The sequence below is a fragment of the Neisseria sp. HMSC075C10 genome (assembly GCF_001815615.1).
Taxonomy (GTDB): Bacteria; Pseudomonadota; Gammaproteobacteria; order Burkholderiales; family Neisseriaceae; genus Neisseria; species Neisseria subflava_A.
On record NZ_KV821263.1, the window covers coordinates 1 to 15,752 of the forward strand.

Sequence of the window (15,752 nt, forward strand, 5' to 3'; positions counted from 1 at the left end):
GATTTTGGGGAATTTTGCAAAGGTCTCTATCCCTGTTTCAGACGGCCTGAAGCAGGGATTTTTTATATCAAAATAAGGGGAAAAACATGACTTGGCGCAGCCTGCTCATTCAAAATGGCGGCAAACTATCCTTGCAATGCCGGCAACTGCTGATTCAACAAAACGGCGAGTCCCATACCGTACCATTAGAAGACATCGCCGTTATCATCATCGAAAACCGCGAAACCCTGATTACTGCCCCGCTCCTATCAGCCTTAGCCGAACATGGCTCAACCCTGCTGACATGTGACGAACAGTTCCTACCCTGCGGACAATGGCTGCCTTATGCCCAATATCACCGCCAACTTAAAATCCTCAAGCTGCAGCTGAATATAAGCGAACCCTTAAAAAAGCAACTCTGGCAACATATCATCCGCCAAAAAATCCTAAATCAAGCATTTGTCGTAGACGAAACAGGCAATGATCTTGCTGCCAAACGGCTGCGCACTTTGGCAGTCGAAGTCCGTTCGGGCGATACAGGAAACCGTGAAGCCCAAGCTGCCGCCCTCTACTTCCAAGCCCTCTTTGGAGAAAAGTTTACTCGCAATGACAACAATGCCGTCAATGCCGCATTGAACTACACCTACGCCGTACTCCGTGCAGCAGTTGCACGCGCCCTGACTTTATATGGATGGTTGCCTGCATTAGGCTTGTTTCATAGAAGCGAACTAAATCCATTCAACCTCGCCGATGACTTTATCGAACCCTTACGCCCATTGGCCGACCTGGTCGTTATACATTTGCATGAACAAGGCCGTCTGAAAACTGATCTGACCCCTAATATCAAACAAAACCTTATCAAGACCCTTCACTGTCAAATCTGCATCGAACGGCAATACTTCAGCACCTTGGCTGCCATAGACAAAATGATTTCCTCATTTCAAGCCAGCGTAACTGACAAAAATGCCAAACAGCTGAAACTGCCTGAAATCTTGCCATTGAAAGAATACCAATATGAGTGAGGCCAAATTTATGAGGATTATTGTCTTCTTCGACCTACCGGTTACCACAGCGGCAAAGCGCAAAGCTGCCAATCAATTCCGCCAGTTTCTATTAAAAGATGGATACCAAATGCTCCAGCTTTCCGTATACAGCCGTATTGTCAAAGGTCGAGATTCGTTGCAAAAACACCACAACAGGCTATGTGCAAACCTACCGCAAGAAGGGTCAATCCGCTGTTTGGAAGTAACGGAAAAGCAATATGCCACCATGAAACTACTGTTGGGAGAGCTGAAAACCCAAGAAAAAAGAGTAAATTCAGACCAACTATTATTATTTTAAACACATTTTTTTAGACAAAATAAAACGGGAAACCCTTATAGAATAAGGGTTTCCCGTTGAGGTATTGTAGCACTGCGAAATGAGAAAGGGAGCTACAACTGGCCCGGGTTCTAATATGACTTTTGGCAAATTGTAGCACTGCGAAATGAGAAAGGGAGCTACAACAGACAATGCTGCTTTGATTAAGGGTGCTCTATTGTAGCACTGCGAAATGAGAAAGGGGCCATCCAAATAAAAAAGCACCACCTAAACAGGTAGTGCTTTCATATTAATGTGCTTATTCAGCAGAATCAGCTGCTTTATCAACCAATTCAACCAATGCCAAAGGAGCATTGTCGCCTTTACGGAAACCGTATTTCAGTACACGAACATAGCCGCCGTTACGAGCAGCAAAGCGTGGACCCAATTCGTCAAACAATTTAACTACAACATCACGATCGCGAGTGCGGTCAAAAGCCAAACGACGGTTTGCCAAAGAAGGTTTTTTACCCAAGGTAATCAAGGGCTCAACTACGCGGCGCAATTCTTTTGCTTTAGGCAAAGTTGTCACGATGGTTTCGTGAGTCAACAAGGAATTCGCCATATTGCGCAGCATCGCAGCACGGTGGCTGCTAGTACGGTTTAATTTGCGGTTGCCATTACGATGACGCATGTCATTATCCTTTAATCTTCAAACTTACGGCTTTTCTAAGCCTACAGGCGGCCAAGCTTCTAATTTGGAACCTAATGTCAGACCTTTAGAGGCCAACACTTCTTTGATCTCATTCAAAGATTTACGACCCAAATTAGGGGTCTTGAGAAGCTCGGTTTCAGTACGTTGAATCAAATCGCCAATATAGTAAATATCTTCAGCTTTCAGACAATTAGCTGAACGTACGGTTAATTCCAAATCATCTACAGGACGCAGCAAGATAGGATCGATAGGAGGCGCTTTTTCTTCAACCTCTTCAACCGGAGTACCTTGCAGATCTGCAAAAATAGACATTTGGTCAATTAAGATACGTGCGGCACTACGTACAGCTTCTTCTGGATCAATAGAACCATTGGTTTCAATATCCAAAACCAATTTATCCAAATCCGTGCGTTGCTCTACGCGTGCAGGTTCAACTTCAAAGCTAACACGACTGATGGGCGAAAAGCTCGCATCCAACTGAATCGCACCAATCTGTTTATTCTCATCACGCAATACGCGACGACCTGAAACAGATTGATAACCACGACCTTGCTCTACTTTAATTTCCATGTCGATTTGACCATTGTCGGACAAGTGGCAAATAACATGTTCAGGATTGATGATTTCCACATCGTGTGGCAAATCAATATCACCAGCTACAACAGCACCGGCACCTGCTTTTTTCAAAGTCAACTGAACTTGATTACGACCGTGAAGCTTAAATACGATACCTTTGATGTTCAAGAGAACGTCAACAACATCCTCCTGAACACCATCAATAGTAGAGTATTCGTGCAATACGCCAGAAATAACTACTTCAGTTGGGGCAAAGCCATTCATGGATGACAGTAAGATACGACGCAAAGCATTACCTAAAGTATGACCAAAACCACGCTCAAATGGCTGCATAGACACCTTAGCTCGAGTAGAAGACAAGGTATCTACATCGATTTGACGAGGTTTCAAAAATTCGGTTGTGCTATTTTGCATTTAACTGTCCCTCATTGAGCTAGCATTATTTAGAGTAGAACTCTACCACCAGCTGTTCATTAATATCGCCAGACAATTCTGAGCGATCCGGCATATTTTTGAATACACCTTCCAATTTGTCGGCATCAACAGATACCCAGCTTGGCAAGCCAATTTGAGTAGCCAAGCTCAATGCCTCTTGGATACGTACTTGTTTCTTAGCTTTTTCACGAACAGCTACAACATCGCCTGCTTTAACTTGGAAAGAAGGGATATTAACAACCTGACCGTTTACAACGATAGCTTTATGAGAAACCAATTGACGTGCTTCAGCGCGGGTAGAGCCAAAACCCATACGATAAACGACATTGTCCAAACGGGACTCCAGCAATTGCAACAGCAATTCACCGGTAGAACCTTTACGACGATCAGCTTCCGCAAAGTAACGACGGAATTGGCGTTCTAACACGCCATAAATACGACGGATTTTTTGTTTTTCACGCAATTGCAAACCGTAGTCTGACAAACGTGGTTTTTTCGCACCGTGCTGACCAGGTGCAGAATCCATTTTACATTTTGAATCTAAAGAGCGACGTGCACTCTTCAAAAACAGATCCGTACCTTCGCGACGTGCTAATTTACATTTAGGGCCAATATAACGTGCCATGTTTTAAATCACTCCAATATTAAATACGACGTTTTTTAGGCGGACGGCAACCGTTATGAGGCAACGGGGTAACGTCAGTAATGCTGGTAATCTTGAAACCAAGAGCGTTTAAAGCACGTACAGAAGATTCGCGACCAGGGCCAGGGCCTTTAATGCGGACTTCTAAATTTTTAACGCCATACTCTTGGGCAACTTTACCAGCTGCTTCTGCTGCAACTTGTGCTGCAAATGGTGTACTTTTACGAGAACCTTTAAAACCAGCGCCGCCAGAGGTAGCCCAAGACAATGCATTGCCTTGACGGTCAGTGATTGTAATGATGGTATTGTTGAAAGATGCATGAACGTGCACAATACCCTCGCTTACGGTTTTACGTACTTTTTTACGTACACGCGAAGCTGTGTTTGCTTTAGCCATTAATCAAATTCCTTAAAATTTATTTCTTACCGGCAATCGCTTTGCGCGGACCTTTACGGGTACGGGCATTTGTGCGAGTGCGTTGACCACGACAAGGCAAGCCACGACGATGACGGAAGCCACGATAGCAACCCATATCCATCAGTCGTTTAATGCTCATCGTTACTTCACGACGCAAATCACCTTCAACTTCATATTTAGCAACTTGCTCACGCAAAGCGTCTAATTGAGCCTCGTCCAAATCTTTTGCTTTAGTAGTAGGAGCAATATTTGCTGCCTCACAAATCAATTTAGCACGAGTCGCACCAATACCATAAATAGCCTGAAGGCCAATTACGATATGGGCATTATTAGGGATATTTACCCCTGCAATACGAGCCATATTTTTTCCTTTTTAGGGCAAAGTATGTCACTATACCACAAAATCAATAGTTAAGAAAACTAGCTTCTTAACCTTGACGTTGTTTGTGACGTGGGTCAGTACAAATTACGCGAACTACACGATTACGACGAATAATCTTGCAATTGCGACAAATTTTCTTTACAGAAGGTTGTACACGCATTTTATTTCCTTTTATCGTTTATCTTGCTCGGAAAACAATCCGAGCACGGGTTAAATCATAAGGAGTTAATTCAACTGTTACCTTATCACCTGGAGAAATACGAATATAGTGCATTCGCATTTTTCCAGATATATGACCAAGTACTACATGATCATTTTCCAGTTTTACTTTAAATGTTGCATTGGGCAAAGTCTCAAGGATTTCGCCCTGCATCTGTATGGTATCTTCTTTAGCCATAAGCCTACTTACGTGACAAAGATTTCATATCTGGACGACTCATCAAGTCTTCATACTGACTACTCATTCGATATGAATTGATTTGTGTCCTAAAATCCATTGTAACGACAACCAAAATAAGCAAAGATGTTCCACCTAAATAGAAAGGAACCTTCAATGCCGTCGTTAAAAATTCAGGTATCAGACAGATTGTAGTAATGTACAAAGCACCAAACAATGTCAGTCTTAGTACCACTTTTTCCAAATATCTAGAGGTTTGCTCACCTGGGCGAATACCCGGCACAAATGCACCACTCTTCTTCAAATTTTCAGCCATCTCTTTAGGGCTAAATACTAAAGCAGTATAGAAATAGCAGAAAAAGATGATAGTTGTGGCAAATAATACAATATACAAAGGATGTCCGTGTTGCAGCATTGCAGCAACCTTATGAAGAACAGAATTCGTACTATTTGAACCAAACCAACCTAAAAGTGTAGATGGAAATAAAATGATACTGGAAGCAAAAATAGGAGGAATAACACCTGCCATATTTAGCTTGAACGGCATATGAATGCTTTGCCCCGGCATCATTCCAGAGCCAAACTGTCTTTTAGCATAATGCACAGGAACTTTACGCTGAGCACTCTCAAAATAAACTACAGCATAGATCAACAGCAAAATACCAATCACAATTGATACCGCCATCAACATACTCATAGAGCCTTGTTCAGTCAAAGTTAATAACCGAACAATACCGGATGGGATACCCGATACAATGCCTGCTGTAATAATTAAAGAAATACCATTACCAATACCACGCTCGGTAATTTGCTCCCCTAACCACATCAGAAACATAGTACCTGTAACCAAACAGACTACTGTAGAAATATGAAACTCAAGCGAACTCGTTACAACAACACCTTGTTGATAAACAAATGTTGCAACACCAAAGCTTTGCAATACAGCCAATAATACCGTCCCATACCTAGTATATTTCGTAATTATTTTCCTACCAGCCTCACCTTCCTTCTTTAAAGCTTTTAAAGAAGGAACAATTTCAGAAGCAAGCTGAACAATAATCGATGCCGAAATATAAGGCATGATACCAATTGCAAATATACTAAAGCGCTCCAACGAACCACCCGAGAACATATTTAACATTCCGAATATGCCGTTTGCAGCGCCTTCGTATAACTTAGCTAATGCAACAGCATCTACGCCCGGTACCGGTATATGAGCACCAATACGGAAAACAACTAAAGCACCTAAAAGGAACACCAGACGTTTTTTCAGATCACCAAATTTGGATAATCCTGATAAAGATTGTTGATTAGCCACTGTAGTGCGAGCCTTATTCTTCTACTTTACCACCGGCAGCTTCAATAGCAGCTTTAGCACCTTTAGTAGCTTTTACACCTTTCAAGGTAACTGCTTTTGAGATTTCACCAGAAGCAATAACTTTTACATTAGAAGCAGTTGCAGGAATCAGACCAGCTTGTTTAAGAACCAAGACATCAATCTCGTTCACAGCAATCAGATCCAATTCACTTAAACGAACTTCAGCATTAGCGGCAGCAGTCAAAGATTTGAAACCACGCTTCGGCAGACGGCGTTGCAAAGGCATTTGACCGCCTTCAAAACCTACCTTGTGGAAGCCACCAGAACGGCTTTTTTGACCTTTATGACCACGACCACCTGTCTTACCCAAGCCGCTACCAATACCACGGCCTACACGACGACTAGCGTGAGTAGCACCCTCAGCAGGTTGAATAGTATTCAAAAACATATTAAGACTCCACTTTCAACAAGTAGCTGATTTTATTGATCATGCCACGGTTTTCAGGGGTATCCAAAACCTCCACAGTATGCTCACGGCGGCGTAAACCTAAACCACGAGCACATGCACGATGAGATTCAATTGTACCGATCAGGCTCTTAACCAATGTAACTTTAATCTTTTTTTGCTCAGTCATGGTTAGCTCCCAAAATATCTTCTACTGTCAAGCCACGTTTAGCAGCAATATCAGCAGGGGTATACAGTTTAGACAAACCGTCTAATGTAGCACGTACAATATTGTAAGGGTTAGTAGAACCATGTACTTTAGCTGAGATGTTATGGATACCCATAGCATCAAATACTAAACGCATTGGACCACCAGCTTTTACACCGCTACCTTCTTTAGCAGGTTGCATAAATACCTTAGTAGCACCATGACGACCAATAACTTCATGATGAATAGTACCGTTTTTCAAAGGCACTTTAATCATAGAGCGTCGAGCTTGATCCATTGCTTTTTGAACAGCAACTGGTACTTCTTTTGATTTACCTTTACCCATACCGATGCGACCATCACCATCACCAACAACAGTCAGTGCAGAGAAAGCCATGATACGGCCACCTTTAACTACTTTAGTCACGCGATTAACTGCGACCATCTTTTCAATCAGTCCGTCACCGCGTTCTTCAATTTCATGTTTTGCCATCTGAAAGTCTCCAAATATTAGAAGCTTAAACCATTTTCACGTGCAGCTTCAGCCAAAGCTTTCACACGACCGTGATATTGGAAACCTGAACGGTCAAAAGCAACTTTTTCAACACCCACTGCTTTAGCTTTTTCAGCAATACGCTTACCAACTACAGCTGCTGCTTCAACGTTGCCACCTGATTTCAGGCTACTACGTACTTCAGCTTCCAATGTAGAGGCTTGAGCCAATACTTTATCACCTTCAGCACTAATTACTTGAGCATAAATATGATTATTGCTGCGGAACACACATAATCTTACCATTTTCAAGTCCGCAATACGCGCACGGGTTTTGCGTGCACGACGGAGTCGGGTTGTATGTTTATCCATTAGTGAACCTCAATTATTTTTTCTTGGCTTCTTTCATCACTACTACTTCACCTACATAACGAATACCTTTACCTTTATAAGGCTCAGGAGAACGGAATGCACGAATTTCAGCAGCGACTTGGCCAACCACTTGTTTATCTGCACCAGTCAAAACGATTTCTGTTTGGCTAGGAGTTTGAACGGAAACACCTTCAGGCATTTCATATACGATTGGATGAGAGAAACCCAAAGACAGGTTCAAAACTTTACCTTGAGCTTGGGCACGATAACCCACACCAATCAATTGAAGTTTTTTCTCAAAACCTTCAGAAACACCCTTAACCATGTTATTAACCAATGCACGAGCAGTACCAGACATAGCATTAGCCTGTTTACTGTCATTTTTTGCAGCAAAAGTCAATTTACCATCGTTCAGTTCAATAGCAACATCGGAATGCAAAGGAAAAGACAATTCGCCGTTTTTACCTTTGATAACCAATGCATCTGTTCCGAATTTTACTTCTACACCAGCAGGAACAGTCACTGGGTTTTTTGCGACGCGTGACATTTACTTTTCTCCACTAGGCTACGATGCACAACAACTCACCACCCACACCCTCAGAACGGGCTTTGCGATCAGTCATTACACCTTTAGAAGTACTAACAATAGCGACACCCAGGCCATTCATTACGCTAGGGATCTCACTTGATGCTTTGTAAATACGCAAACCTGGACGTGAAACACGTTTAATTTGCTCAATCACAGGACGACCTGCATAGTATTTCAATTGAATTTCCAATACCGGTTTTGCATCAGCAGAAACCGCAAAATCCTCGATATAACCTTCTTCTTTCAGAACTTTTGCAATTGCACATTTCAGTTTAGAGGAAGGCATGGCAACTGCTGCTTTATTAGCACGTTGCGCATTGCGAATACGAGTCAACATATCGGAAATAGGATCATGCATACTCATTATTTATACTCCTATTACCAGCTAGCTTTAACAACACCAGGGATCTCGCCACGCATAGCGATTTCACGGATTTTAATACGGCCCAAACCAAATTTACGGAAAGTGCCACGAGGACGACCTGTTAAAGCACAACGACGACGTTGACGTACAGGTGCTGCATTACGAGGAATGGATTGAAATTTCAAACGTGCTTCAAAACGTTCTTCTTCAGTCGCATTAGCATCATTAATAACAGCGAAAATTGCCTCACGTTTAGCTGCAAACTTTTTCGCCAATGCTTGACGTTTCAGCTCACGATTAATAAGTGCTTTCTTAGCCATGATTATCCTTTAAACGGAAACTTGAACAGTGACAACAAAGCTTTCGCTTCTTCATCAGTTTTTGCAGTAGTTGTAATAGTAATATTCAAACCACGCAAAGCATCGATTTTATCGTATTCAATTTCCGGGAAAATAATTTGCTCACGAACGCCCATATTGTAATTGCCACGACCATCAAATGATTTACCGCTTACACCACGGAAGTCACGTACGCGAGGCAACGCAATAGTAATCAAACGATCCAAGAATTCAAACATTTGATCACGACGCAAAGTTACTTTGCAACCAACTGGATAGTTATCACGGATTTTAAAACCCGCGATAGATTTACGAGCAACAGTAACAACTGGTTTTTGACCAGCAATTTTCTCTAAATCAGAAACAGCGTGTTCCATAACTTTTTTATCAGCAACAGCTTCACCCACACCCATATTCAAGGTGATTTTTTCAATACGTGGAACTTCCATTACTGATTTGTAACCAAATTGTTTAACCAATTCAGGAACAACTGTATCTTTATAAAACTCTCTCAAACGAGCCATGTTATCTCCTTATGCTCCAATGATAGAGCCATTTGATTTGAAGAAACGAACGCGTTTAACTTTGCCTTCATTTTCAATCAGCTTAATACCAACACGGTCTGCTTTATTAGTTTCCGGATTCAGGATTGCAACATTAGAAATATCCAAAGGCATTTCTTTAGTAATAATGCCACCCTCAATACCGCGCATTGGATTAGGTTTTTGATGGCGTTTTACAACATTAACACCCTCAACAACAACTTTATCACCCAATACTCGAACTACTTGACCTTGCTTACCTTTATCTTTACCGGTAATCACTACAACCTGATCGCCTTTAATGATTTTATTCATCGCGCTATTCCTTATAATACTTCAGGCGCCAATGAAACGATTTTCATAAATCGCTCAGTACGCAATTCACGGGTTACCGGACCAAAAATACGAGTACCCAGAGGTTCAAGTTTATTATTCAACAACACAGCAGCATTGTTATCGAATTTAATTAACGCACCATCAGGACGACGCACACCCTTAGCAGTACGAACAACTACCGCATTGTATACATCACCTTTTTTGACACGACCACGTGGGGCTGCATCTTTAACTGCAACTTTAATAATATCGCCAACAGAAGCGTAGCGACGCTTAGATCCGCCTAATACTTTGATGCACATTACGCGACGCGCACCAGAGTTATCAGCCACATCTAAGATGGTCTGCATTTGAATCATATTAGTACCTTTAAATTAACCAACTTAATTTACCACTTTCATATAACTCGCACCTTACTTTAAGCTGCTTATTAAATGAAACCATCACGGTTCTAGTAAACCAGTCTTGGATCCCGAAGGGAGAGAAACTTCCATAAGAAGCTGGAAGATAAGAAACGAAGTTTACACGCAAATTAACTTTGCTGCAAGACTTCGTTTCTTATTAAGCTACATTACTGTGTTTTAAATCAAACAGTACGCGCTTTCTCAACCAATTCTTTTACAACCCAAGACTTGGTTTTTGACAAAGGACGAGATTCCTCGATTACCACTACATCACCAATGCCATATTGATTGTTTTCATCATGAGCATGGATTTTAGTTGATAAACGAATAATTTTACCGTACAGAGGGTGTTTAACTTTACGTTCAACCAATACTGTAACAGTTTTGTCCATTTTGTCGCTTACCACTTTGCCTTGCAAAGTACGAACATTTTTAGCTTCGCTCATTACTTAGCACCTTTTTCAGTTAAAATGGTTTTAATACGAGCAATATCGCGACGTACACGTTTCAACTCGCTAGATTTACCCAACTGACCGGTTGCATTTTGCATGCGTAAGCCAAACTGAGCTTTCAACAAGTCCAACAAATCAGAGTTTAATTGCTCAATAGATTTGTCTTTCAATTCATTTGCTTTCATTATTGACCCACCTGTCTTACTACAAAGGTTGTAGGAATAGGCAATTTGGCAGCGGCCAATTCAAATGCTTCACGAGCCAAAGACTCAGGAACACCGTCCATTTCGTACAATACTTTGCCTGGTTTAACTTCAGCAATGTAATATTCCACATTACCTTTACCGCCACCCATACGGACTTGGATAGGTTTCTCAGTAATTGGTTTATCAGGGAATACACGAATCCAAATACGACCGCCACGTTTAATATGACGAGTCATAGTACGACGAGCAGCTTCGATTTGGCGGGCAGTCAAACGACCACGGCCTACGGCTTTCAAACCGAACTCACCGAAACTTACTTTGTTACCGCGAGTAGCAATACCGGTATTACGACCTTTTTGTTGCTTGCGATATTTCAGTCTAGTTGGCTGCAGCATTACGTCCACCTGCCTTTCTTTGTTTCTTCTCATGCTCAGGTTTAGAAGATTTAATATTACCTTCTGTATAAACCCAAACTTTCAGACCCAGCACACCATAAGTGGTGTGTGCTTCGCTAGTTGCATAATCTACGTTCGCACGCAAAGTATGCAAAGGCACACGACCTTCACGGTACCATTCGCTACGAGCGATATCTGCACCATTCAGACGGCCTGAAGTCATGATCTTGATGCCTTTAGCACCAGAACGCATTGCATTTTGCATTGCACGTTTCATAGCGCGACGGAATTGAACACGTTTTTCAAGCTGCTGGGCAATACCATCAGCAATGATTTGTGCATCCAATTCAGGACGACGAATCTCTTCAATATTTACATGAACAGGCACACCCATCAGAGCTTGCAAGTCACGCTTCAAGATTTCAATATCCTCACCTTTTTTACCAATAACCACACCTGGACGAGCAGAGTGAATGGTAATACGTGCAGATTTAGCAGGACGCTCGATCACTACGCGACCAACTGAAGCATTAGCCAGTTTTTTACGCAAGTAGTTACGAACATCAATATCTTGTTTCAAAACAGTAGAAAAGTCGGTGCTTTTAGCAAACCATTTTGAAGCCCAGTCTTTAGTTACCGCCAGGCGAAAGCCTGTAGGGTTAATCTTTTGTCCCATAGCTTTTCCTTAGTTGCCCACTGTCACATTAATATGACAAGTTTGTTTCTCGATGCGGTTACCGCGACCTTTGGCACGAGCTTGGAAACGTTTCAAGCTTGGGCCTTTGTCAACAAAGATAGTTACCACTTTCAATTCGTCAATATCAGCACCATTGTTGTGCTCGGCATTGGCGATTGCTGATTCCAATACTTTTTTAATCAGCTCAGCACCTTTTTTAGGGCTGAATGCCAAGATATTCAAAGCTTGGGCAACGTCTTTACCACGAATTAAATCAGCCACCAAACGAGCTTTTTGAGCTGAAATACGGGCGTTTTTATGTTGTGCACTTACTCTCATGATTCACCTTATTTCTTTTTAGCCTTTTTATCAGCCAAGTGGCCTTTAAAGGTACGGGTCAATGAGAACTCACCCAATTTATGACCAACCATATTGTCGCTGATGAACACAGGCACGTGAGTGCGACCGTTGTGAACAGCGATAGTTAGACCGATAAAATCAGGCAAAATGGTAGAACGACGTGACCAAGTTTTAATTGGGCGTTTGTCGTTGCTTGCACGAGCAGCATCTACTTTTTTCAGCAAATGCAGGTCTACATATGGGCCTTTTTTTAATGAACGAGCCATACTAATTAACCTTTATTTGAGTAACGACGACGAACAATCATGTTATCCGTGCGTTTGTTATTACGAGTGCGGTAGCCCTTAGCAGGAGTACCCCATGGGCTAACCGGTTCGCGAGCCTCACCAGTACGGCCTTCACCACCACCATGTGGGTGATCAACAGGGTTCATTACAACACCACGAACGGTCGGACGAATACCACGCCAGCGGTTAGCACCAGCTTTACCGATTTTTTTCAGGCTTTGTTCTTCGTTACCAACTTCACCGATAGTTGCACGGCAATTTACGCTAATTTTGCGTACTTCACCAGAACGCAAACGAACTTGTGCGTAAGCACCTTCTTTTGCAAGCAATACCGCAGAAGCACCAGCAGAACGCGCAATTTGCGCACCTTTACCTGGTTTCATTTCGATACAGTGAATAGTTGTACCAACAGGAATATTGCGGATCGGCAGAGTGTTACCTACTTTGATAGCAGCCTCAGCACCGGAAACCAATACTGCACCTGCTTGAATACCACGAGGAGCAATGATGTAGCGACGCTCACCATCTGCATAGCACAACAGTGCGATAAATGCAGTACGGTTAGGGTCATATTCGATACGCTCTACTTTCGCAGGGATACCGTCTTTGTTACGTTTGAAATCTACAACGCGGTAATGATGTTTATGGCCACCACCTTTATGACGGGTAGTGATATGACCATTGTTGTTACGACCGGCAGTAGAATTTTTCTTTTCCAGCAGAGGTGCATAAGGTGCACCTTTGTGCAAACCTTCTGTTACCACGCGAACCATGCCGCGACGGCCTGCAGAGGTCGGCTTCATTTTAACGATTGCCATTTTGTTTATTCCTTATCTGCAGCTGCAGCAGCGGCTTCCAAATCCAACTCTTGACCGGCAGCCAGGCTTACATAAGCCTTTTTAACATCACTGCGACGACCTAAAGTACGACCAAAACGTTTAACTTTACCTTTAATGGTAACAGTAGTAACGTCTGCAACTTGAACGCCGAACAGCAGCTCAACAGCCGCTTTAATTTCAGGTTTGGTTGCATTTGCCAAAACTTTAAACGTCATTTGGTTACGTTTTTCAGCCAATACGTTGCTTTTTTCAGAAACGATAGGTGCCAAGATTACTTGAGTCAAACGTTGTTGATTCATACCCATTGCTCCTCTAATTGTGCAACTGCATCTTTAGTGATAACGACTTTTTTGTAACGCAGCAAGCTGTAAGGATCAACTTGTTGAGCTTCCAAAACTAATACGTTAGGCAAGTTGCGTGAAGCCAAGTAAACATTCTCGTCGAGCTGTTTAGTTACAAACAGAACTTGCTCCAAACCCAAGTTTTTCACTTGTTCGGCAAAAACTTTGGTTTTAGGAGTTTCAGCAGTCAATGCTTCGATTGCAAATAAACGTTCATCACGAGCCAGTTGGGATAAAATAGTCGCCATACCGGCACGATACATTTTACGGTTCACTTTTTGAGTGAAGTTTTCGTCAGGTTTGTTTGGGAATGCACGACCACCTTTACGCCACAGCGGAGAAGAAGTCATACCAGAACGAGCACGACCGGTACCTTTTTGGCGCCATGGCTTTTTAGTAGAGTGGTTTACTTCGGCACGAGTTTTTTGAGCACGATTACCAGAACGGGCATTTGCCAAGTAAGCAGTAACCAGTTGGTGAACCAAAGCTTCATTGTATTCACGAGCAAACAAAGCATCAGAAACAGCCAAGCTGCCAGATACTTGTCCTTTAGCGTCAATTACTTTCAATTCCATTACGCACCTACTTTCACGCTAGGACGAACCACGACGTCGCTGTTAACCGAACCCGGAACAGCACCTTTAACCAACAAGAGTTGGCGTTCAGCATCAACACGTACAACTTCCAATTTTTGAACAGTTGCTTTAGTGTTACCGTATTGACCTGCCATACGTTTACCAGGGAACACGCGACCAGGGTCTTGTGCCATACCGATAGAACCAGGAACACGGTGAGAACGGGAGTTACCGTGGGAAGTACGTTGAGCACCGAAGTTATGACGTTTGATCGTACCAGAGAAACCTTTACCTTTAGAGGTACCGGTTACATCTACCAATTGACCAACTTCAAACATAGAAACGGTAATTTCATCACCGGCTTTCAATTCAGCCAGTTTTTCTTCAGTCAAAGCAAACTCAACCAAACCGCGACCAGCTTCAACACCTGCTTTAGCAAAGTGACCGGCTTCAGTTTTGTTGACACGATTAGCTTTTTTCTGACCAAAGGTAACTTGTACAGCAGTGTAGCCGTCAGTATCTTTGGATTTCACTTGTGTAACGCGGTTGGCAGACATATCCAAAACGGTTACCGGAACAGAAACACCCTGTTCGTCGAACACGCGAGTCATACCAACTTTGCGTCCAACCAGACCTAAAGTCATGATTATTTTCCTTTTAAGTAAAGGGGCGGGCTACGATTGGCCTGCCTTTCAGACAAAGTTAAACTTGATACGGATGTACCAAGTCCGCCATTATAATTGACAAATCAAAGAAATATCAACAAAAATTTCAATTTTACTTCTTAAACCCATCATTTTTTTCGGATGAAGTGTTGCCAAATATCTGAAAATTTTCAGACGGCCTAAGAATTCTATAAAAAACCGAACAGCCAAACTGTTCGGTTTTTTAGTTCTTATTGAACTTTAATTTCTACATCCACACCTGCTGGAAGATCCAGTTTCATCAGTGCATCAGTAGTTTTGTCAGTCCAATCCACGATGTCCATCAGACGCAAGTGGGTACGGATTTCCAATTGTTCACGAGAAGTTTTGTTCACGTGAGGAGAACGCAAGATGTTGAAACGTTCGATTTTAGTTGGCAAAGGAATCGGACCTTTAACAACAGCGCCAGTACGTTTGGCAGTTTCAACAATTTCTTGCGCAGAACGGTCAATCAGACTGTAATCATAAGCTTTCAGGCGGATACGGATTTTTTGGTTTGCCATTTATCAATATCCCTCAATTAAGCAATTACAGAAGAAACCACACCCGCACCTACGGTACGACCACCTTCGCGAATCGCAAAGCGCAGACCTTCTTCCATAGCGATTGGCGCAATCAGTTCTACAGTAATGGTCACGTTCTCACCTGGCATTACCATTTCTACG

At 42.4% G+C, this 15,752-nt stretch carries 31 protein-coding genes and 1 pseudogene; 2 read left to right on the forward strand and 30 right to left on the reverse strand.

Features of this window, described 5'->3' with window-relative positions:
- Window positions 1–86: 86 nt before the first annotated feature.
- Both cas1 and cas2 read left to right on the forward strand, forming a co-directional pair.
- Entirely contained in the window at window positions 87–1,001 is a 915-nt protein-coding gene (gene cas1, locus HMPREF3047_RS06540; protein WP_070712763.1) for a type II CRISPR-associated endonuclease Cas1, read from the forward strand.
- Window positions 994–1,320 carry a CRISPR-associated endonuclease Cas2 gene (gene cas2 / locus HMPREF3047_RS06545; protein WP_033912916.1) on the forward strand — a complete coding sequence of 109 codons (327 nt, stop codon included), beginning with the start codon at window positions 994–996 and terminating at the stop codon, window positions 1,318–1,320. Before cas1 ends, cas2 begins: the two co-directional genes overlap by 8 nt.
- 277 nt (window positions 1,321–1,597) lie before the next feature.
- On the opposite strand, the gene rplQ is transcribed toward cas2, so the two are convergent.
- From rplQ to HMPREF3047_RS11005, 30 genes and pseudogenes are all read right to left on the reverse strand, one after another.
- Window positions 1,598–1,972: a 50S ribosomal protein L17 gene (gene rplQ / locus HMPREF3047_RS06550; protein WP_003684792.1), complete on the reverse strand. Its 375-nt coding sequence runs from the start codon at window positions 1,970–1,972 to the stop codon at window positions 1,598–1,600.
- A 24-nt stretch (window positions 1,973–1,996) separates the two neighbouring features.
- Window positions 1,997–2,983, reverse strand: a complete 987-nt coding sequence (gene rpoA / locus HMPREF3047_RS06555) for a DNA-directed RNA polymerase subunit alpha (protein WP_003749298.1) — start codon at window positions 2,981–2,983, stop codon at window positions 1,997–1,999.
- Window positions 2,984–3,008: 25 nt separating this feature from the next.
- Window positions 3,009–3,629: a 30S ribosomal protein S4 gene (gene rpsD, locus HMPREF3047_RS06560; protein ID WP_003749296.1), complete on the reverse strand. Its 621-nt coding sequence runs from the start codon at window positions 3,627–3,629 to the stop codon at window positions 3,009–3,011.
- Between the two features lie 19 nt (window positions 3,630–3,648).
- On the reverse strand, window positions 3,649–4,044 hold the full coding sequence (gene rpsK / locus HMPREF3047_RS06565; RefSeq protein WP_002216249.1) for a 30S ribosomal protein S11: 396 nt from the start codon (window positions 4,042–4,044) through the stop codon (window positions 3,649–3,651).
- Window positions 4,045–4,063: 19 nt separating this feature from the next.
- Window positions 4,064–4,426, reverse strand: a complete 363-nt coding sequence (gene rpsM / locus HMPREF3047_RS06570; RefSeq protein WP_003749295.1) for a 30S ribosomal protein S13 — start codon at window positions 4,424–4,426, stop codon at window positions 4,064–4,066.
- Between the two features lie 67 nt (window positions 4,427–4,493).
- Window positions 4,494–4,607 (reverse strand): 50S ribosomal protein L36, encoded by a 114-nt coding sequence (gene rpmJ / locus HMPREF3047_RS11000; protein ID WP_003697674.1) that lies wholly within the window; start codon window positions 4,605–4,607, stop codon window positions 4,494–4,496.
- An 18-nt stretch (window positions 4,608–4,625) separates the two neighbouring features.
- The gene (gene infA / locus HMPREF3047_RS06575; protein ID WP_003684714.1) at window positions 4,626–4,844 is read right to left on the reverse strand and encodes a translation initiation factor IF-1; all 219 of its coding nucleotides are present in this window, start codon (window positions 4,842–4,844) and stop codon (window positions 4,626–4,628) included.
- Between the two features lie 4 nt (window positions 4,845–4,848).
- Complete coding sequence (gene secY / locus HMPREF3047_RS06580; RefSeq protein WP_070583503.1) at window positions 4,849–6,162, reverse strand: preprotein translocase subunit SecY; 1,314 nt, start codon at window positions 6,160–6,162, stop codon at window positions 4,849–4,851.
- Window positions 6,163–6,175: 13 nt separating this feature from the next.
- Window positions 6,176–6,610, reverse strand: a complete 435-nt coding sequence (gene rplO, locus HMPREF3047_RS06585) for a 50S ribosomal protein L15 (RefSeq protein ID WP_070712764.1) — start codon at window positions 6,608–6,610, stop codon at window positions 6,176–6,178.
- Between the two features lies 1 nt (window position 6,611).
- On the reverse strand, window positions 6,612–6,797 hold the full coding sequence (gene rpmD / locus HMPREF3047_RS06590; RefSeq protein ID WP_003684808.1) for a 50S ribosomal protein L30: 186 nt from the start codon (window positions 6,795–6,797) through the stop codon (window positions 6,612–6,614).
- A complete protein-coding gene (rpsE, locus tag HMPREF3047_RS06595; protein WP_003684704.1) occupies window positions 6,790–7,308 on the reverse strand; it encodes a 30S ribosomal protein S5 in 519 nt (172 codons plus the stop codon). Before rpsE ends, rpmD begins: the two co-directional genes overlap by 8 nt.
- A 17-nt stretch (window positions 7,309–7,325) precedes the next feature.
- A complete protein-coding gene (rplR, locus tag HMPREF3047_RS06600; protein ID WP_070583498.1) occupies window positions 7,326–7,679 on the reverse strand; it encodes a 50S ribosomal protein L18 in 354 nt (117 codons plus the stop codon).
- A 13-nt stretch (window positions 7,680–7,692) separates the two neighbouring features.
- Window positions 7,693–8,226 (reverse strand): 50S ribosomal protein L6, encoded by a 534-nt coding sequence (rplF, locus tag HMPREF3047_RS06605; protein ID WP_070583496.1) that lies wholly within the window; start codon window positions 8,224–8,226, stop codon window positions 7,693–7,695.
- A 13-nt stretch (window positions 8,227–8,239) separates the two neighbouring features.
- A complete protein-coding gene (rpsH, locus tag HMPREF3047_RS06610) occupies window positions 8,240–8,632 on the reverse strand; it encodes a 30S ribosomal protein S8 (protein WP_003684738.1) in 393 nt (130 codons plus the stop codon).
- A 14-nt stretch (window positions 8,633–8,646) separates the two neighbouring features.
- The gene (gene rpsN, locus HMPREF3047_RS06615; protein ID WP_003684736.1) at window positions 8,647–8,952 is read right to left on the reverse strand and encodes a 30S ribosomal protein S14; all 306 of its coding nucleotides are present in this window, start codon (window positions 8,950–8,952) and stop codon (window positions 8,647–8,649) included.
- A 2-nt stretch (window positions 8,953–8,954) separates the two neighbouring features.
- A complete protein-coding gene (gene rplE, locus HMPREF3047_RS06620) occupies window positions 8,955–9,494 on the reverse strand; it encodes a 50S ribosomal protein L5 (protein ID WP_003684750.1) in 540 nt (179 codons plus the stop codon).
- Between the two features lie 9 nt (window positions 9,495–9,503).
- Window positions 9,504–9,827: a 50S ribosomal protein L24 gene (gene rplX / locus HMPREF3047_RS06625; RefSeq protein ID WP_036493506.1), complete on the reverse strand. Its 324-nt coding sequence runs from the start codon at window positions 9,825–9,827 to the stop codon at window positions 9,504–9,506.
- 11 nt (window positions 9,828–9,838) lie between these two features.
- Window positions 9,839–10,207 carry a 50S ribosomal protein L14 gene (gene rplN / locus HMPREF3047_RS06630; protein ID WP_002215434.1) on the reverse strand — a complete coding sequence of 123 codons (369 nt, stop codon included), beginning with the start codon at window positions 10,205–10,207 and terminating at the stop codon, window positions 9,839–9,841.
- Window positions 10,208–10,434: 227 nt separating this feature from the next.
- On the reverse strand, window positions 10,435–10,698 hold the full coding sequence (gene rpsQ, locus HMPREF3047_RS06635; protein ID WP_003684766.1) for a 30S ribosomal protein S17: 264 nt from the start codon (window positions 10,696–10,698) through the stop codon (window positions 10,435–10,437).
- Window positions 10,698–10,889 carry a 50S ribosomal protein L29 gene (rpmC, locus tag HMPREF3047_RS06640; RefSeq protein ID WP_003684705.1) on the reverse strand — a complete coding sequence of 64 codons (192 nt, stop codon included), beginning with the start codon at window positions 10,887–10,889 and terminating at the stop codon, window positions 10,698–10,700. The genes rpsQ and rpmC overlap by 1 nt, the downstream gene beginning before the upstream one ends.
- Window positions 10,889–11,305 (reverse strand): 50S ribosomal protein L16, encoded by a 417-nt coding sequence (rplP, locus tag HMPREF3047_RS06645; protein WP_003684741.1) that lies wholly within the window; start codon window positions 11,303–11,305, stop codon window positions 10,889–10,891. The genes rpmC and rplP overlap by 1 nt, the downstream gene beginning before the upstream one ends.
- The gene (gene rpsC / locus HMPREF3047_RS06650; protein WP_003684753.1) at window positions 11,289–11,981 is read right to left on the reverse strand and encodes a 30S ribosomal protein S3; all 693 of its coding nucleotides are present in this window, start codon (window positions 11,979–11,981) and stop codon (window positions 11,289–11,291) included. Before rpsC ends, rplP begins: the two co-directional genes overlap by 17 nt.
- A gap of 9 nt (window positions 11,982–11,990) precedes the next feature.
- Window positions 11,991–12,320 (reverse strand): 50S ribosomal protein L22, encoded by a 330-nt coding sequence (gene rplV / locus HMPREF3047_RS06655; protein WP_003749277.1) that lies wholly within the window; start codon window positions 12,318–12,320, stop codon window positions 11,991–11,993.
- Between the two features lie 8 nt (window positions 12,321–12,328).
- Window positions 12,329–12,607, reverse strand: a complete 279-nt coding sequence (gene rpsS, locus HMPREF3047_RS06660) for a 30S ribosomal protein S19 (RefSeq protein WP_002215422.1) — start codon at window positions 12,605–12,607, stop codon at window positions 12,329–12,331.
- Between the two features lie 5 nt (window positions 12,608–12,612).
- Window positions 12,613–13,446: a 50S ribosomal protein L2 gene (gene rplB / locus HMPREF3047_RS06665; protein ID WP_003684813.1), complete on the reverse strand. Its 834-nt coding sequence runs from the start codon at window positions 13,444–13,446 to the stop codon at window positions 12,613–12,615.
- 5 nt (window positions 13,447–13,451) lie between these two features.
- Window positions 13,452–13,766 carry a 50S ribosomal protein L23 gene (rplW, locus tag HMPREF3047_RS06670; protein ID WP_002243944.1) on the reverse strand — a complete coding sequence of 105 codons (315 nt, stop codon included), beginning with the start codon at window positions 13,764–13,766 and terminating at the stop codon, window positions 13,452–13,454.
- Window positions 13,763–14,383: a 50S ribosomal protein L4 gene (gene rplD / locus HMPREF3047_RS06675; protein ID WP_003684798.1), complete on the reverse strand. Its 621-nt coding sequence runs from the start codon at window positions 14,381–14,383 to the stop codon at window positions 13,763–13,765. Before rplD ends, rplW begins: the two co-directional genes overlap by 4 nt.
- A complete protein-coding gene (gene rplC / locus HMPREF3047_RS06680) occupies window positions 14,383–15,027 on the reverse strand; it encodes a 50S ribosomal protein L3 (protein WP_004464584.1) in 645 nt (214 codons plus the stop codon). Before rplC ends, rplD begins: the two co-directional genes overlap by 1 nt.
- 251 nt (window positions 15,028–15,278) lie before the next feature.
- A complete protein-coding gene (gene rpsJ, locus HMPREF3047_RS06685; RefSeq protein WP_002642322.1) occupies window positions 15,279–15,590 on the reverse strand; it encodes a 30S ribosomal protein S10 in 312 nt (103 codons plus the stop codon).
- Window positions 15,591–15,607: 17 nt separating this feature from the next.
- Window positions 15,608–15,752 (reverse strand): annotated as a pseudogene (locus HMPREF3047_RS11005) (elongation factor Tu); the annotation flags it as partial.

What these genes read in the sequence shown, in the direction of transcription:
- rpsN (WP_003684736.1), bottom strand. Translation starts at nt 8,952, where the DNA reads ATGGCTAAGAAAGCACTTATTAATCGTGAGCTGAAACGTCAAGCATTG.
- cas2 (WP_033912916.1), top strand. Translation starts at nt 994, where the DNA reads ATGAGTGAGGCCAAATTTATGAGGATTATTGTCTTCTTCGACCTACCG.
- rpoA (WP_003749298.1), bottom strand. Translation starts at nt 2,983, where the DNA reads ATGCAAAATAGCACAACCGAATTTTTGAAACCTCGTCAAATCGATGTA.
- rpsE (WP_003684704.1), bottom strand. Translation starts at nt 7,308, where the DNA reads ATGGCAAAACATGAAATTGAAGAACGCGGTGACGGACTGATTGAAAAG.
- infA (WP_003684714.1), bottom strand. Translation starts at nt 4,844, where the DNA reads ATGGCTAAAGAAGATACCATACAGATGCAGGGCGAAATCCTTGAGACT.
- rplX (WP_036493506.1), bottom strand. Translation starts at nt 9,827, where the DNA reads ATGAATAAAATCATTAAAGGCGATCAGGTTGTAGTGATTACCGGTAAA.
- rpsM (WP_003749295.1), bottom strand. Translation starts at nt 4,426, where the DNA reads ATGGCTCGTATTGCAGGGGTAAATATCCCTAATAATGCCCATATCGTA.
- rpsD (WP_003749296.1), bottom strand. Translation starts at nt 3,629, where the DNA reads ATGGCACGTTATATTGGCCCTAAATGTAAATTAGCACGTCGCGAAGGT.
- rpsJ (WP_002642322.1), bottom strand. Translation starts at nt 15,590, where the DNA reads ATGGCAAACCAAAAAATCCGTATCCGCCTGAAAGCTTATGATTACAGT.
- rpmJ (WP_003697674.1), bottom strand. Translation starts at nt 4,607, where the DNA reads ATGCGTGTACAACCTTCTGTAAAGAAAATTTGTCGCAATTGCAAGATT.
- rplP (WP_003684741.1), bottom strand. Translation starts at nt 11,305, where the DNA reads ATGCTGCAGCCAACTAGACTGAAATATCGCAAGCAACAAAAAGGTCGT.
- rpmC (WP_003684705.1), bottom strand. Translation starts at nt 10,889, where the DNA reads ATGAAAGCAAATGAATTGAAAGACAAATCTATTGAGCAATTAAACTCT.
- rplQ (WP_003684792.1), bottom strand. Translation starts at nt 1,972, where the DNA reads ATGCGTCATCGTAATGGCAACCGCAAATTAAACCGTACTAGCAGCCAC.
- rpsK (WP_002216249.1), bottom strand. Translation starts at nt 4,044, where the DNA reads ATGGCTAAAGCAAACACAGCTTCGCGTGTACGTAAAAAAGTACGTAAA.
- rplO (WP_070712764.1), bottom strand. Translation starts at nt 6,610, where the DNA reads ATGTTTTTGAATACTATTCAACCTGCTGAGGGTGCTACTCACGCTAGT.
- rplR (WP_070583498.1), bottom strand. Translation starts at nt 7,679, where the DNA reads ATGGATAAACATACAACCCGACTCCGTCGTGCACGCAAAACCCGTGCG.
- rplC (WP_004464584.1), bottom strand. Translation starts at nt 15,027, where the DNA reads ATGACTTTAGGTCTGGTTGGACGCAAAGTTGGTATGACTCGCGTGTTC.
- rplF (WP_070583496.1), bottom strand. Translation starts at nt 8,226, where the DNA reads ATGTCACGCGTCGCAAAAAACCCAGTGACTGTTCCTGCTGGTGTAGAA.
- rplD (WP_003684798.1), bottom strand. Translation starts at nt 14,383, where the DNA reads ATGGAATTGAAAGTAATTGACGCTAAAGGACAAGTATCTGGCAGCTTG.
- rpsH (WP_003684738.1), bottom strand. Translation starts at nt 8,632, where the DNA reads ATGAGTATGCATGATCCTATTTCCGATATGTTGACTCGTATTCGCAAT.
- rpsC (WP_003684753.1), bottom strand. Translation starts at nt 11,981, where the DNA reads ATGGGACAAAAGATTAACCCTACAGGCTTTCGCCTGGCGGTAACTAAA.
- rpmD (WP_003684808.1), bottom strand. Translation starts at nt 6,797, where the DNA reads ATGACTGAGCAAAAAAAGATTAAAGTTACATTGGTTAAGAGCCTGATC.
- rpsS (WP_002215422.1), bottom strand. Translation starts at nt 12,607, where the DNA reads ATGGCTCGTTCATTAAAAAAAGGCCCATATGTAGACCTGCATTTGCTG.
- cas1 (WP_070712763.1), top strand. Translation starts at nt 87, where the DNA reads ATGACTTGGCGCAGCCTGCTCATTCAAAATGGCGGCAAACTATCCTTG.
- rplB (WP_003684813.1), bottom strand. Translation starts at nt 13,446, where the DNA reads ATGGCAATCGTTAAAATGAAGCCGACCTCTGCAGGCCGTCGCGGCATG.
- rplV (WP_003749277.1), bottom strand. Translation starts at nt 12,320, where the DNA reads ATGAGAGTAAGTGCACAACATAAAAACGCCCGTATTTCAGCTCAAAAA.
- rpsQ (WP_003684766.1), bottom strand. Translation starts at nt 10,698, where the DNA reads ATGAGCGAAGCTAAAAATGTTCGTACTTTGCAAGGCAAAGTGGTAAGC.
- rplW (WP_002243944.1), bottom strand. Translation starts at nt 13,766, where the DNA reads ATGAATCAACAACGTTTGACTCAAGTAATCTTGGCACCTATCGTTTCT.
- rplE (WP_003684750.1), bottom strand. Translation starts at nt 9,494, where the DNA reads ATGGCTCGTTTGAGAGAGTTTTATAAAGATACAGTTGTTCCTGAATTG.
- rplN (WP_002215434.1), bottom strand. Translation starts at nt 10,207, where the DNA reads ATGATTCAAATGCAGACCATCTTAGATGTGGCTGATAACTCTGGTGCG.